Source organism: Endothiovibrio diazotrophicus, from assembly GCF_054657215.1.
This window is the reverse complement of record NZ_BAAHXB010000003.1, coordinates 25,379-39,302: the sequence shown is the minus strand read 5'-3', so window position 1 is coordinate 39,302 and position 13,924 is coordinate 25,379. Positions and strand designations below refer to the sequence as shown.

The window sequence follows — 13,924 nt, the reverse complement described above, 5'->3', positions numbered from 1 at the left end:
TACCGGGTAACGTGTTCATGATTCGTTTCAAGATCCGAGAGATACTCGCCAGGAAGGAGTTCGCCGAAGGGCGGCGGATCACCATCGGCGAGGTCGCCGACGCCACCGGCATCCACCGGATGACCCTGTCGAAGATGATCAACCACCGCGGCTACAATACCGGCACGGACAACCTGGACCGGCTCTGCGCCTACTTCGAGTGCGAGGTGGGGGAGTTGATCGAGTATGTGCCGATGGAGGAGATCCAGACCAAGTAGGGCGGGTCGTGCCCGCTGCGACATTTCCGTTCACACCGGGTTTGCAAGGACTACGGAAGATCCGCGGGAAGCCCTGGGTAGTTCGTAGGGCGGATTAGCGATAGCGTAATCCGCCAAATCGGAGCTGCCTCCGGCGAAGGTGCCTTCGTTCCCGGCGGATTACGCTGCGCTAATCCGCCCGACGGGCTCTGGTCACATCGGAAGGCAGCGATCACGCTCCAAACATCGCGAAACATGGGAGAGCTGGTAGAATGGAAATCAGTTATCAATGATTCTTTGCCAGCTCGGACCGCCCCTACCGCGACGCTCATAACGGCACCGAACTTGAAAGGATTATGAAAGATCAGCGGGGAATCTCGAGCAATTCATTGGCAGATTAGCGTTAGCGCAATCCTTCCAAAAAGGTGAGACTGGCCCCCAAGAAATCACGCCTAGGTAAGATTTCTACGGATCGTCTTATGCAACCCCGTCAATCATTGACTATGAACCCAAGAATGACACATTACAAAGAACACTTTCCCACCCTGCCCCTTTCAGCATATTCTGAATCCAAATTACGTTTTTAACGAATTAATTAGACAAAACAGAAAGCGCGAGAAAATGATGGTTATTGACAAAGAGCATTTCGGCCGAGCTTGTATATCACTTTTTGCACTATTACTAACGTCGTGCTCTGACGGAAAAAACAAGCAAATTGAGATGTTATCAGACGACACTATAAAACTGTCTTCAAAAATGGAAAAGCTCAGCAAAGAAATGGCCAAAAAAGCCAAGGACATGAAAAAGCTGTCTGTTGTTGGCAGCGCAAAGGCGTCTGCCAAAGCCGCCATTTCCGCAGTAGCAATAGGTGTCGCCTCAAAATTTGTATATGACGCGATAAAACCTCAGTCCATCAACACGGACTCAAGAGTACTGACCACCGACTACCCTTTTTTTGCTACAGACAAAGACAACAACAGGATCCCGATGGAGGCGGGAAACTACACTATCGTAGGAGAAAATAGCTCTTACATTACAATCAACGGTGACAAAAATGAGATTTATCTTGTTAAGCGAGGAGAGCAATAAATGAAGCTTTTTATCGTATACGGAATCGTATTGGCCTCTTTTCTGATAAGCGGATGTAGCGAAAAAGACACTATCGGACAGTCTGCGGAACGGGTAGCAAAAAAAGGAATTCCAAAAATAGCGAAGAGGATTGCTTTACCGATAACCATCATCGCCTATTCAACCGATGCCCATTCCAAGGTTAGCGAGATAGAAAACGCGGAATCAAAAACCGATATGGAAATCGCATCAGAAGTAGTTGGAAAAATGCTGCAGGAAGAAAAGGAGGACATGACTGACATTGGCAAAGATCTCGAAACAATATACAAATTTGGAATCAAACCCGCCGCTTCTGAGGCGCAGAAGAAGATTGACAGCTTATACCAAGAAGTCAGACCCATTGTTATTTCTGGCTATACAGACGCTCAAGTCACCACCAAAAACGCGTGGAAGGAATCAAAACCTATTTTGGAAGACGCTATGGATAGAGTGAGTGCCACCATAGATAGTTTTACCGAATAGATAATCCACTAGTCACCCAGATGATACGCGAGTGTGCGTCATTGACGTTTTGCGTTCGCAGAACATTCCGTCAAGCGATGCAGCACTCATATTCAAACCTGGAGACCCTTTTCGGGTCACCCGCACCACTGATAAATCTCAATGCTATCCGGCGCACACTTACAACACCCTCCCCCACAAGCCGTCCCCTGCGGCAACCGCCGCACCTTCCCCCGCCGCTCCCACTCCTCCAGCATCCCCCGCACCGCGGCGGGGGAGCTGTCGAAGCGGGTCGCCAGGTCGACCACCGCGGCGCGGTGGTGCTCCTTCAGATAGCTGCGCAGTTCCGAGAAGATCATCGCTCAACCCTCCCCGCCGGCCATCACCGGCCCGTTGTGTACCTCACGCGGCGGGCGCGGCCCGCCGTAGATCCGCAGCACCCGCACCAGCAGGGCAAAACCCAACACAATGCCGACGATCCAGGCGGTGGAACTCCCCGGATGGGCGGTGAAGGTGCCGATCTGGTAGGCCAGGGTGGCACCGAAGTAGGCCAGCCCGGTGGTCCAGCCCACCACGAACAGCGTCCAGCGGTTGCCCACCTCGCGGTGGATCGCGGCGATGGCGGCGGTGCATGGGGTGTAGAGCAGGATGAAAAGCAGGAAGGCGAAGGCCCCTACGGCTCCATTGAACCGCTCGTGCATGGCACCGAAGGTGCCGACCCCCACCTCCTGGGCCTCGGCGGCGGCGGCCTCGTCGGAGACGTCGCCGATGTCGAGGCCCAGCGGGTCGCCCACCGCGCCCGCCACGTCGCGCAGGTTGGCGGGGATCGTGGCGAACGCCTCGCCCAGCGCGGCGCTCAGCGAGAAGGGCTCCTCCTCCTCCGTCCCGCCCGCGCCCTGCTCGGCCAGGCTGCCGTAGATCGAGTCGAGGGTACCGACCACCGCCTCCTTGGCCAGGATGCCGGTGAAGATGCCGACGGTGGCGGGCCAGTTCTCCTCTTCCACGCCCATCGGGGCGAAGGCGGGGGTGAGGCCGCGGCCGATCTCCGAGAGCACCGAGCGGTCGCTGTCCTCGTTGCCGAAGGTGCCATCGACGCCGGTGGAGTTGAGCACCGCCAGCACCGCCACCATCGGCACGATGATCCTTCCGGCCTTGACGATGAACGAGCGGGTGCGCTCCCAGGTGCGCAGCGCCACCCCCTTCACCGTCGGCACGTGGTAGGTGGGCATCTCCATCACGAACGGCGCCGATTCGCCGCGTAGCACGGTGTTCTTCATCAGCAGCCCGGTGAGCACCGCCGCCAGGATGCCGAGCAGGTAGAGGCCGAACACCAGGTTCTGCCCGCCACTGGGGAAGAAGGCGGCGGCGAACAGGGCGTAGACCGGCAGCCGCGCGCCGCAGGACATGAACGGCGCCATGAACACGGTGAGCAGCCGGTCGCGGCGGTTCTCCAGGGTGCGGGTGGCCATGATCGCCGGCACGTTGCAGCCGAAGCCGACGATCAGCGGCACGAAGGATTTTCCGGGGAGCCCCACGGCGCGCATCATGCGGTCCATGACGAAGGCGGCGCGGGTCATGTAGCCGGAGTCTTCGAGCACCGAGAGGAAGAGGAACAGGAAGCCGACCACCGGGATGAAGGTGGCCACGGTCTGGATGCCGCCGCCGAGGCCGTCGGCGACCACCACGTTGATCCATTCGGGGATGCCCGCGGACTCCAGCACGCCGCGCAGGCCATCGACGAAGATCGCGCCGGCGGCGATGTCGAAGAAGTCGATGAAGGCGCCGCCGATGTTGATGGTGAAGAGGAACATCAGGTACATCACGGCGAGGAAGATCGGGATCCCCAGGGCGCGGTTGAGCACCACCCGGTCGATCCGCTCGGTGACGCTGCGCGCCATCTTCCCCTTCGCCCGCAGGCAGCCCTGGACCACGTCGTGGACGAAGCCGTAGCGGGCGTCGGTGAGCAGGATATCGACGTCGTCCTCGCCCTCGGCGGCGATCTCCGCGGCAAGTCTCGCGGCCAGCGCGCGCGCCTCGCCGCTCACCAGCCGCTCCGCCAGGTACTCCTCCTCCAGCAGCTTGAGCGCCAGCCAGTGTGCGTCGACCCCGTGGGCGGCGGCGTTCTCCGCCACCACCGCGGCCAGCCGGTCGACCGCCGGGCCGAGCACCTCGCCGTAGGAGAGGGCGGTGGCCGGCGGGTGGTGGGGCCCCTCGGCGATCAGCTCCTTGAGCCCGTCGACGCCGTCCTCGCGGGAGGCGACCAGGGCGACCACCGGGCAGCCGAGGCGGTCGGCGAGCGCGGTCAGGTCGAGGGTGAGCCCCGCCCTCTCCGCCTTGTCCATCATGTTCACCGCCACCACCATCGGCACCCGCATCTCCAGCAGCTGGCTGGTGAGGTAGAGGTTGCGCTCCAGGTTGGAGCCGTCGACGATGTTGACCAGCAGGTCGGCCTCGCCGGCGAGGACGTAGTCGCGGGCGATCCGCTCGTCCACCGAGGAGTCGCCGTGGGGCAGGTCGATGGAGTAGACCCCCGGCAGGTCGACCACCGCCACCCGCTCACCGCGGTGGCGGTAGTCACCGGTCTTCTTGTCGACGGTCACGCCGGGCCAGTTGCCGACCCGCTGGCGGGCGCCGGTCAGCGCGTTGAACAGGGTGCTCTTGCCGCAGTTGGGGTTGCCGACCACGGCGATGGTGAAGTCGTCGCTCATCGCTACAGCTCCTCCACCCGAACGATGGCCGCCTCGCCGCGGCGCAGGCTGAGGGAGAAGCCGCGCAGGCGGATCTCCACCGGGTCGCCCAGGGGGGCGATCCGTTCGACATGGAATTCCGTTCCCGCGGTCACTCCCATGGCCAGCAGTTTCTTGCGAAACCCCCGGTCCCCCCGGCCGAAGCCGACCACGCGACCGCGACAACCCGGCCCCAGATCACCCATGCAACGCGACATCTCACTGCCCTCCGCACATTGACCGGCCTGCGCCGGTGAAAAACCGTACGGGAGGAAGAATATCACAAATGAGAATGATTTGTATCTACCTTGATCCGTCGACGTAAACGGCGGCAGCGGAGATTCGGATGGTGGGCGAGGAGCTGGAGCTGACCATCCATGCCGCGAAGAAAGAGATCGATGCCTAAAGCCACTTCGTGCCTCAATACGCTGTATACTTCCCCAATCCCACCACTTCCTCCCAGGTGCAGCCCGGGCCTCCCGCGTCCACGACCACCTACGGCCGCTTGAAAGCGCTGCCGGCATCCTCCCGAACCGCCTTCCACTCCCCCGGTCCGTTCACGCATCACGCGCCACCAGGCTCGCCAATCCGAGCCGGTTCGCCTCATGACACAGGCCCCTTATGCCCCATGCCCCCAACCGTCGCACGCCGGCAACCCCGTCCGTCGATGCCGACAACCGACAGGACAATCCCCTCTGGTTGAAGATGTGGCGGGACAACCGCACGGCGGAGTTTCATCAGACCACGGTCAATCCACTGCTGGCGCGATACTGGCACGGTCAGAAGCTGAAGAGAGGCAGCCGGATCCTGGTCCCGTTGTGTGGCAAGAGCCTGGACATGCTCTGGCTGGCGGAGCAGGGGTACCGGGTGATCGGCATCGAACTCAGCCCGGTCGCCGTCAAGGCGTTCTTCGACGAAAACCGGTTGAAGGTCAAGAAAACGCGCAACGGGAAGTTCACCCGCTGGCAGTCGGGTGCCATCGTCATCTGGTGTGGCGATTTCTTCTCGCTGCAAAGAGATCGACTGGGGCACATCGACAGCGTATTCGACCGGGCCGCGTTGACCGCCCTGCCGAAATCCGTCCGCAAACCCTATGTCGCCCAACTGCGGGCGCTGATCGACGACGTGGCGGGGGTTTTCCTGCTCTCGGTGGAAGACGTCGCCAAGGACAGCGGGCAGTCCGCCACCCAGATCGACCGTGAAATCACCACGCTGTACGCGGAACACTTCGAGATCCGGCTTGCGCATGCCCAGCGAATCGATGCGGTGCAGGACGGTTCTCCGGAACCGGGCTTCTTTGTAGACAACAAGATTTATCAGCTGAACCTGCGCCCGACGGGCATCGGATGCCATTCATGAGCTGATCGGCATCCCGCCGGCCCTTCTGCCGGGATGCAGACGCCGTCACCGGGACGGCCTCCCCGCCTACCAGGCCAGTCCGCCGCTCTGATACTCGGTCACCCGCGTCTCGAAGAAGTTCTTCTCCTTGCGCAGGTTGGCCTGCTCGTCGAGCCACGGCAGGGCGTTGCGCGCCCCCGGGAAGGGCTCCTCCAGGCCGAGCTGGCGGGCGCGGCGGTTGGCCACGTGGCGGAACTGCTCCAGGTGCTCGCCGGCCGAGTAGCCGAGCATCGGCCGCGGCAGCAGGTAGCCGACGTAGGCCGCCTCCGCCGCCTCCGCCTCGCGCCACATCGCCGCCACCGCCGCGGGGTCGGGGGCGATTCCCTCCTCCTTCATCAGTTGGCGCACCACGCGGATGCCGAAACCGCAGTGGAGCACCTCGTCGCGCAGGATGTACTGGAGCTGCTCGGCGGTGCCCTTCATCAAGCCGCGGCGCTGCAGGGCGAAGATCGGGGTGAAGCCGTTGTAGAACCAGCACCCTTCGAACACCGCGGCGAAGAACAGGTAGGCCATGAGGAAGTCGTGCAGCGCGGCGGGTTCGGTGAGGTCGAGGTCGGAACGCAGGATCGACTGCAGGCGGCGGTTGGCGATGCGGATCTTGCCGTGTATCTGCGGCACCACCCGGTAGCGGTTGTAGATCTCGCCCTGATCGAGGCCGAGGGTCTCGATGCAGTGCTGGTAGGTCCAGGTGTGCAGCGACTCCTCGTAGACCTGGCGTGCCTGGTAGATCTGCAACTCCGGGGCGGACATCTTCTCCATCACCGCCAGGCCGATGTTGCGCATGGCGAGGATGTCGGAGGTGGTGAGATAGGCGAGCACGTTCTCGTAGAGGTGACGCTCTTCCGGGGTGAGCTTGTGGTGGTAGTCGTGGACGTCCTGGGCGAGGTTGATGTCGAGCGGGGTCCAGTGGTTCTTGTTGGCGTTGAGGAAGTACTCCCAGGCCCACGGGTATTTGAAGGGGGCCAGTTGGTTGATGTCGGCGCGGCCGTTGACCACCCGCTTGTCCTGCGGGTTGATGGGCGACAGGACGTCAGGCCCCTCCGCAGACGCGACGGGTTGGGCCGGCGGCACGGCCGGCGGATGGGCGGGAATGAGGGGATCATCCCAATTCATGAACATGGTGGTTCTCCTGATCGATAACCATTGACCGCAAAATTTGCGGTTCGTCCGGTCTCGAAAAATTCGGCGATGTCTAAGGCCCGTAGGGCGGATTAGCGCCAGCGTAATCCGCCACATCGAAGCTGCCTTCGGCGAAGGTGCCCCCGTTCCGGCGGATTACGCTGGCGCTAATCCGCCCTACGGCAAGCCCACGCTATTGGCACGCCTCGCACTCGGGATCGTCGATGGCACACGCCTTGGGTGCCGCCGCCTCGGCCGATTTCTCCATGTGGGTCGCGCCCAGGGTGCGCAGGTAATAGGTGGTCTTCAGCCCGCGCACCCAGGCCAGTTTGTAGAGGTTGTCGAGTTTCGGCCCGGAGGGTTCGGCCAGATAGAGGTTCAGGCTCTGCGCCTGATCGAGCCACTTCTGGCGGCGTGACGCCGCCTCCACCAGCCAGCGCGGGTCGATCTCGAAGGCGGTGGCGTAGCGCGCCTTCAATTCGTCCGGCACCCGGTCCATGGCGCTGAGGCGACCGTCGTGGTACTTGAGGTCGTTGATCATCACCTCGTCCCACAGCCCAAGCCCCTTCAGTTCGGCCACCAGATAGGGATTGACCACCGTGAACTCGCCGGAGAGGTTCGATTTGACGAAGAGGTTCTGGTAGGTGGGCTCGATCGACGGGCTCACCCCGCAGATGTTGGAGATGGTGGCGGTGGGGGCGATGGCCAGGACGTTGGCGTTGCGCATGCCGTGGGTGAGCACCCGGCGGCGCAGCGCCTCCCAGTCGAGGGTGGTGGCGGTGTCCATCTGCAGGTAGTCGCCGCGCGCCGCCTTCAGCCGTTCGATGGAGTCGATCGGCAGCACCCCCTCGCTCCACAGCGAGCCCTCGTAGCTGGGGTAGCGGCCGCGCTCGGCGGCCAGCTCGCTGGAGGCGCGGATGGCGTACCAGCTCACCGCTTCCATGGATTGATCGGCGAAGGCCACCGCCTCCTCCGAGGCGTAGGGGATGCCCAGTTTGTGCAGGGCGTCCTGGAAGCCCATGATGCCGAGGCCCACCGGGCGGTGGCGCAGATTGGCGTTGCGCGCCTGGGGCACGCTGTAGAAATTGATGTCGATGACGTTGTCGAGCATGCGCAGCGCAGTGCTCACCGTGCGTTCCAGCTTCGCCTGATCGATCCCCTCGGCGGTGACGTGGGCGGCCAGGTTGATCGAACCCAGGTTGCACACCGCGATCTCCCGGTCGTTGGTGTGCAGGGTGATCTCGGTGCACAGGTTGGAGCTGTGCACCACGCCCACGTGGTGGTTGGTGTAGCGCAGGTTGCACGGATCCTTGAAGGCGATCCACGGGTGGCCGGTCTCGAACAGCATCGAGAGCATCTTGCGCCACAGGGTCACCGCCGGCAGCCGTTTATGGACCCGCAGCTCGCCGCGGGCCGCCTTCTCCTCGTAGGCGGTGTAGGCCGCCTCGAACGCCTCACCGGTCAGTTCGTGCAGATCCGCCGTCTCATCGGGCGAGAAGAGGCTCCATTCGCCCTCCTCCGCCACCCGCTTCATGAACAGGTCCGGCACCCAGTTGGCGCTGTTCATGTCGTGGGTGCGGCGGCGCTCGTCGCCGGTGTTCTTGCGCAGTTCGAGAAACTCCTCGATGTCGATGTGCCAAGTCTCCAGATAGGCGCACACCGCCCCCTTGCGCTTGCCGCCCTGGTTGACCGCCACCGCGGTGTCGTTGGCCACCTTGAGGAACGGCACCACCCCCTGGCTGACCCCGTTGGTGCCTTTGATGTGGGCGCCGAGGCCGCGCACCCGGCTCCAGTCGTTGCCCAGTCCGCCGGCGAATTTGGAGAGCAGCGCGTTGTCGCGGATCGCGCCGAAGATCCCCTCCAGGTGGTCGGGGACGCTGGTGAGATAACACGAGGAAAGCTGCGGCCGCAGGGTACCGGCGTTGAACAGGGTCGGGGTGCTGGACATGAAGTCGAAGCGCGAGAGCAGCTCGTAGAACTCGATCGCCCGCGCCTCGCGCTCCAGCTCGTTGAGCGCCAGGCCCATGGCGACGCGCATGAACAGCGCCTGGGGCCGCTCGAAGCGCACCCCGTCGGCGTGCAGCAGGTAACGGTCGTAGAGGGTCTGCAGGCCCAGGTAGGTGAAGTCGAGATCCCGCTCGGGGCGGATCGCCGCGGCCAGCCGCTCCAGGTCGAAGAGCAGCAGCCGCGGGTCGGCCAGGCCGCGGTCGGCGGCGCGTTGGAGATAGGCCGGGAAATAGTCGCCGTACTCCGCCCCCTCCTCCGCCACCGGCGCCAGATCCAGAAAGCCCAGTGCCTCGCTGCGCAGCCGGTCGAGCAGCAGCCGCGCCGCCGCCCGGCCATAGTCGGGATCGCGCTCGATCAGCGAGCGGGCGGCAAGCACCAGCGCCTCCGCCACCTCCCCTTCGCCGATGCCGTCGAACAGGTTGCGACGCAGGTTCTCCAGCACCGGCCCCGGCTCCGCCCCGGCGAGCCCCGCGCAGGCCGCCTCGACCTGCCGCTCCAACCGGGCGGGATCCAGCGGCACGCGGCCACCGTCGAAGCGGGTGACGTGGAGCGCGGGCACCGCCTCGGTGGGCACCGTCGCCCCTTCGGCGCGCTTGCGGGCGTGTTCCTCGCGATAGAGCACATAGGCGCGGGCCACCTTGTGATGACCCGCGCGCATCAGCGCCAGCTCCACCTGATCCTGGATATCCTCGATGTGCAGGGTGCCGCCGCCGGGCAGCCGGCGGGTCAGCGCCTCGCTCACCTGCCCGGTCAGCTCGTTCACCGCCTGGTTGACCCGCCGCGAGCCGGTCGCCCCGGCCCCCTCCACGGCGAGGAAGGCGCGGGTCACCGCGGCGGCGATCTTGGCCGGGGCGAAGGCGGTCACCGCGCCGTTGCGGCGCACCACCTGGAAACGGCCGTCGCCGCCGGCGGGTTCCGGGGGGTCGGTAACGGGAAAAGGGATGGGAGCCGGGGCCGAGCCTCCGGCGGCGAGAATGGATTCAGTCAGCATGGCGCCTCCCAGTCGAGTCCGGTCGGGCCATCGCGCGAGATCAGGGGCGAGGGTCCGCAACGGGCGGGGAGCGCCCCCGAAGCCTTGGACGCGAAGGCTCGGGAAACCCCGCCGTCACCCGAGGGGGACGGCGGGACGCTCTCCGGCAGGTATTCGGACTCGGGGGCGCGCCGGCTCTCGCCGGCCCCTACGGCCGCGGCTTCCCACCCCCCAGGTTCTCCCCGTCAGGGCAGTGCCTGGTGTCTTCCACCCGGCGGCCTTCGTTCCCCCACACCGCTGCGCGACAGTTCCGGATTCACACCGGATTCCCTGTTACCGCAAACACGATATGTTGTGGATGCACCGAAGATCGAGCACAAGATAGGATAAACCCCCCCCCCACACAAGCGGCGGTTCCCCAACACCGGATGAACCGCGGAGGTCACCGCTGAATGCCGCTCGGGAAGACGATCAGGCTCCGTGAGCCGGACTGACGGTCACCTCCGAAGAGTGGCGCGCAAGCGCTTCGCCGCCGCCACCATGTGGGTCAACGCCGGGATCACCTCCTCCCACCGGCGGGTCTTCAGACCGCAATCGGGATTGACCCACAGCCGCTCGGCCGGGATGCGCTCGGCGGCCTTGTCCATCAGCTCGACGATCTGCGCCTCGGTCGGGATGTTGGGCGAGTGGATGTCGTAGACGCCGGGGCCGATCCCGTTGGGGTAGTCGAAGTCGTCGAAGGCATCGAGCAGCTCCATGTCGGAGCGTGAGGTCTCGATGGTGATCACGTCGGCGTCCATCGCGGCGATCGATTCGATGATGTCGTTGAACTCCGAATAGCACATGTGGGTATGGACCTGGGTCTCATCGGCCACCCCGTTGGCGGCGATGCGAAACGCCTCCACCGCCCAATCGAGATACCCCGGCCATTGCGCGCGGCGCAGCGGCAACCCCTCGCGCAGCGCCGCCTCGTCGATCTGGATCACCTGCACCCCGGCCCGCTCCAGGTCCAGCACCTCCTCGCGGATCGCCAGGGCGAGCTGCCGGCAGGAGGCCGCACGCGGCTGGTCGTCGCGCACGAAGGACCAGTTGAGGATCGTCACCGGCCCGGTCAGCATCCCCTTCATCGGCTTGTCGGTGAGCGACTGGGCGTAGCGGATCCACGCCACGGTCATCGCCCGCGGACGGTGGATGTCACCGAACAGGATCGGCGGCTTGACGCAGCGCGAGCCGTAGGACTGGACCCAGCCGAAGCGGCTGAAGGCGTAGCCCTCGAGCTGCTCGCCGAAGTACTCCACCATGTCGTTGCGCTCGGCCTCGCCATGCACCAGCACGTCCAGCCCCAGCGCCTCCTGCTCGCGCACGCAGCGCTCGATCTCCGCCTCCATGGCCGCCTGGTAGGCCGCCTCGTCCAGCTCGCCGGCCTTGAAGCGGCGGCGCGTCCGGCGGATCTCCGCGGTCTGCGGGAAGGAGCCGATGGTGGTGGTGGGAAACCGCGGCAGGTCGAGCAGCGCCGCCTGCTTCGCCGCGCGTTCGGCGTAGGGGCTGCGGCGTCGTCCCATGTCGGCGTCGATCGCGGAGAGGGCGGCACGCACCGCCGGGTCGCTCACCCGCGGCGAGGAGCGGCGCGCCGCGCAGGCGGCGCGGTTGGCCACCAGCGCCTCGTTCACCGCGTCGCGACCGCGGTTCAAGGCGGTGGCGAGCACCTGCAGCTCGTCGAGTTTCTGCTTGGCGAAGGCGAGCCACGAGCGGATCTCACCGTCGAGCCGATCCTCACTATCGAGATCCACCGGCACGTGGAGCAGCGAACACGAAGGCGCCAGCCACAGCCGCTCACCGAGCCGCGCGGCGAGCGGCTCCAGCCAATCGAGCATCCCGTCGAGATCGCTCTTCCAGATGTTGCGGCCGTCGACCACGCCGAGCGACAGCACCTTGTGCCCCGACAGGTAGCCGAGCAGTGGTACCACCTCCTCGCGGGCGTTGACCGCATCCAGGTGGAGGCCCGCCACCGGCAGCTCGACGGCCAGTTGCAGGTTCTCCCGCAACGAACCGAAATAGGTGGCGAGCAGCAGTTTGACCCGGCTCGCCTTGAGGTCGTGATAGGCGAGGTTGAAGGCGTGGCGCCACGGCGCCTCCAATTCGGTGACCAGCAGCGGCTCGTCGATCTGCACCCACTCCGCCCCCGCCCCGGCCAGGGCCTCCAGCAGCTCGGCGTAGACCGCCAGCAGGCGCGGCAGCAGTGCCAACCGGTCAACGCCGTCCTTGGCCTTGCCGAGGGCCAGGTAGGTGACCGGACCGATGATCACCGGCTTGGCCCGCACGCCCAGCGCCCCGGCCTCGGCCAGTTGCTCCAGCAGACGGGAGGCGTCGAGCGCGAACTCCGTGGTGGCGGTGAACTCGGGGACGATGTAGTGGTAGTTGGTGTCGAACCACTTGGTCATCTCACCCGCCGCCACGCCGCCGTCCTCGGCGACACCGGGGGCGGAGCGTCCACGCGCCACGCGGAAGTAGTTGTCCAACGGGTCGCCCGCGAAGCCGCGCACCCGCTCGGGCAGGTGGCCCAGGGTGAAGCTCATCTCCAGCACCTGGTCGTAGAAGGCGAAGTCGCCCACCGGCACGAGATCCAGCGCGGCCTGATCCTCCCAGTGGCGACGGCGCAGCCCGGCCCCCAGCGCCTTCAGCTCGCCGCGGGAAGTCTCCCCCCGCCAATAGGACTCCAGGGCGAACTTCAGCTCACGCTTCGCGCCGATGCGCGGAAAACCCAGGTTGTGCGTAGTGACCATGCTGCCTACCTCTGCTCCGGATGAATGAAAAGCCGGAGGGATGGTAGGCAGCGGCATCGATGAAATAAAATGATCTTATTTCACGAACCGATGATCAATACTCATGAGCGACCATGCTTGAACGAACCCATCTGGCCATCGTCCGCGAGGTGGCGCGACAGGGCTCCCTGACCGCCGCGGCCGAGGCGCTGTGCGTGACCCAATCCGCCCTCAGCCACACCATGAAGAAGCTGGAACAGGGGCTGGGGACCGCGATCTGGCGGCGCGAGGGGCGCCGCCTCCACCCGACCCCGGCGGGCGACTACCTGCTGGGCGTCGCCGAACGGCTGCTGCCGCAGTTGGAGCGGGCAGAGGAGCAGTTGCGCCAATACGCCCGCGGCGAGCGCGGCACCCTGCGCATCGGCATCGAGTGCCACCCCTGCTACCGCTGGCTGCTCAAGGTGGTCGCCCCCTATCTTGAGCGCTGGCCCGAGGTGGACGTGGATGTGAAGCAGCGCTTCCGGTTCGGCGGCATCGGCGCGCTGTTCGCCCACGAGATCGACCTGCTGGTCACCCCCGACCCGCTGCACCGGCCGGGCCTGCACTTCGAGCCGGTGTTCGACTACGAGCAGGTGCTGGTGGTAAACCGCGATCATCCGTTGGCGACGGCCCGCCATGTGGAGCCGGAGCAGCTGACCGACGAGGTACTGATCACCTACCCGGTGGAGAGCGACCGCCTGGACGTCTACAGCCGCTTCCTCCACCCCGCCGGCATCGCGCCGCGGCGCCACAAGGTGATCGAGAGCGCCGACATCATGCTGCAGATGGTCGCCGCCGGCCGCGGGGTGGCGGCGCTGCCGCGCTGGCTGGTGGAGGAGTACGCCGAGCGGCTCGCCGTCGTTCCGGTCAGCCTGGGAAAAGAGGGCATCGCCAAACAGATCTTCCTCGGCTTCCGCAAGGCGGAGGCCGGGATCGACTACCTGAGTGCCTTCGTCGAACTGGCGCGCCAAGAGCGCGACGTTGCAGTTGGGGCGTTGGAATGGGTTCCCCATGCCGATGGATGTCGGCATGGTGATCAGGTATGAACCATCACCCTTTGATATCCGGCACTCCCAATCCACGACAGATTTTCGATCC

11 protein-coding genes and 1 riboswitch are annotated in these 13,924 nt (G+C 64.9%); of the genes, 5 read left to right on the top strand and 6 right to left on the bottom strand.

What is annotated here, in order from left to right:
* The first annotated feature begins 17 nt into the window (after positions 1-17).
* The 3 genes from ACYQ2W_RS01535 to ACYQ2W_RS01525 all read left to right on the top strand — a co-directional run bounded on the left by ACYQ2W_RS01535 (position 18) and on the right by ACYQ2W_RS01525 (position 1,826).
* Positions 18-257, top strand: a complete 240-nt coding sequence (locus ACYQ2W_RS01535; protein WP_459862720.1) for a helix-turn-helix domain-containing protein — start codon at positions 18-20, stop codon at positions 255-257.
* Between the two features lie 600 nt (positions 258-857).
* On the top strand, positions 858-1,325 hold the full coding sequence (locus ACYQ2W_RS01530) for a hypothetical protein (RefSeq protein ID WP_459862718.1): 468 nt from the start codon (positions 858-860) through the stop codon (positions 1,323-1,325).
* Positions 1,326-1,826 carry a hypothetical protein gene (locus tag ACYQ2W_RS01525; protein WP_459862716.1) on the top strand — a complete coding sequence of 167 codons (501 nt, stop codon included), beginning with the start codon at positions 1,326-1,328 and terminating at the stop codon, positions 1,824-1,826.
* A gap of 116 nt (positions 1,827-1,942) precedes the next feature.
* Here ACYQ2W_RS01525 and ACYQ2W_RS01520 read toward each other — a convergent pair whose 3' ends face one another.
* From ACYQ2W_RS01520 to ACYQ2W_RS01510, 3 genes are read right to left on the bottom strand one after another with little or no spacing between them, the layout of a single operon-like run.
* Positions 1,943-2,164 (bottom strand): FeoC-like transcriptional regulator, encoded by a 222-nt coding sequence (locus ACYQ2W_RS01520; protein WP_459862715.1) that lies wholly within the window; start codon positions 2,162-2,164, stop codon positions 1,943-1,945.
* Positions 2,165-2,167: 3 nt separating this feature from the next.
* The gene (gene feoB, locus ACYQ2W_RS01515) at positions 2,168-4,513 is read right to left on the bottom strand and encodes a Fe(2+) transporter permease subunit FeoB (RefSeq protein ID WP_459862713.1); all 2,346 of its coding nucleotides are present in this window, start codon (positions 4,511-4,513) and stop codon (positions 2,168-2,170) included.
* Positions 4,514-4,515: 2 nt separating this feature from the next.
* Complete coding sequence (locus ACYQ2W_RS01510) at positions 4,516-4,749, bottom strand: FeoA family protein (RefSeq protein ID WP_459862711.1); 234 nt, start codon at positions 4,747-4,749, stop codon at positions 4,516-4,518.
* 403 nt (positions 4,750-5,152) lie between these two features.
* Between ACYQ2W_RS01510 and ACYQ2W_RS01505 the strand changes: the two genes are divergently transcribed.
* Complete coding sequence (locus ACYQ2W_RS01505) at positions 5,153-5,890, top strand: thiopurine S-methyltransferase (RefSeq protein ID WP_459862709.1); 738 nt, start codon at positions 5,153-5,155, stop codon at positions 5,888-5,890.
* Between the two features lie 66 nt (positions 5,891-5,956).
* Here ACYQ2W_RS01505 and ACYQ2W_RS01500 read toward each other — a convergent pair whose 3' ends face one another.
* The 3 genes from ACYQ2W_RS01500 to metE form a co-directional block, all read right to left on the bottom strand.
* Complete coding sequence (locus ACYQ2W_RS01500) at positions 5,957-7,048, bottom strand: ribonucleotide-diphosphate reductase subunit beta (RefSeq protein WP_459862707.1); 1,092 nt, start codon at positions 7,046-7,048, stop codon at positions 5,957-5,959.
* A 193-nt stretch (positions 7,049-7,241) separates the two neighbouring features.
* Positions 7,242-10,046 carry a ribonucleoside-diphosphate reductase subunit alpha gene (locus tag ACYQ2W_RS01495; RefSeq protein WP_459862705.1) on the bottom strand — a complete coding sequence of 935 codons (2,805 nt, stop codon included), beginning with the start codon at positions 10,044-10,046 and terminating at the stop codon, positions 7,242-7,244.
* Between the two features lie 127 nt (positions 10,047-10,173).
* Positions 10,174-10,408, bottom strand: a riboswitch (cobalamin riboswitch).
* Positions 10,409-10,522: 114 nt separating this feature from the next.
* The gene (gene metE / locus ACYQ2W_RS01490) at positions 10,523-12,808 is read right to left on the bottom strand and encodes a 5-methyltetrahydropteroyltriglutamate--homocysteine S-methyltransferase (RefSeq protein ID WP_459862703.1); all 2,286 of its coding nucleotides are present in this window, start codon (positions 12,806-12,808) and stop codon (positions 10,523-10,525) included.
* A 113-nt stretch (positions 12,809-12,921) separates the two neighbouring features.
* Between metE and ACYQ2W_RS01485 the strand changes: the two genes are divergently transcribed.
* Positions 12,922-13,872: a LysR family transcriptional regulator gene (locus ACYQ2W_RS01485; RefSeq protein ID WP_459862701.1), complete on the top strand. Its 951-nt coding sequence runs from the start codon at positions 12,922-12,924 to the stop codon at positions 13,870-13,872.
* Positions 13,873-13,924 lie beyond the last annotated feature (52 nt).

What these genes read in the sequence shown, in the direction of transcription:
- ACYQ2W_RS01535 (WP_459862720.1), top strand. Translation starts at nt 18, where the DNA reads ATGATTCGTTTCAAGATCCGAGAGATACTCGCCAGGAAGGAGTTCGCC.
- ACYQ2W_RS01530 (WP_459862718.1), top strand. Translation starts at nt 858, where the DNA reads ATGATGGTTATTGACAAAGAGCATTTCGGCCGAGCTTGTATATCACTT.
- ACYQ2W_RS01525 (WP_459862716.1), top strand. Translation starts at nt 1,326, where the DNA reads ATGAAGCTTTTTATCGTATACGGAATCGTATTGGCCTCTTTTCTGATA.
- ACYQ2W_RS01520 (WP_459862715.1), bottom strand. Translation starts at nt 2,164, where the DNA reads ATGATCTTCTCGGAACTGCGCAGCTATCTGAAGGAGCACCACCGCGCC.
- feoB (WP_459862713.1), bottom strand. Translation starts at nt 4,513, where the DNA reads ATGAGCGACGACTTCACCATCGCCGTGGTCGGCAACCCCAACTGCGGC.
- ACYQ2W_RS01510 (WP_459862711.1), bottom strand. Translation starts at nt 4,749, where the DNA reads ATGTCGCGTTGCATGGGTGATCTGGGGCCGGGTTGTCGCGGTCGCGTG.
- ACYQ2W_RS01505 (WP_459862709.1), top strand. Translation starts at nt 5,153, where the DNA reads ATGCCCCATGCCCCCAACCGTCGCACGCCGGCAACCCCGTCCGTCGAT.
- ACYQ2W_RS01500 (WP_459862707.1), bottom strand. Translation starts at nt 7,048, where the DNA reads ATGTTCATGAATTGGGATGATCCCCTCATTCCCGCCCATCCGCCGGCC.
- ACYQ2W_RS01495 (WP_459862705.1), bottom strand. Translation starts at nt 10,046, where the DNA reads ATGCTGACTGAATCCATTCTCGCCGCCGGAGGCTCGGCCCCGGCTCCC.
- metE (WP_459862703.1), bottom strand. Translation starts at nt 12,808, where the DNA reads ATGGTCACTACGCACAACCTGGGTTTTCCGCGCATCGGCGCGAAGCGT.
- ACYQ2W_RS01485 (WP_459862701.1), top strand. Translation starts at nt 12,922, where the DNA reads ATGCTTGAACGAACCCATCTGGCCATCGTCCGCGAGGTGGCGCGACAG.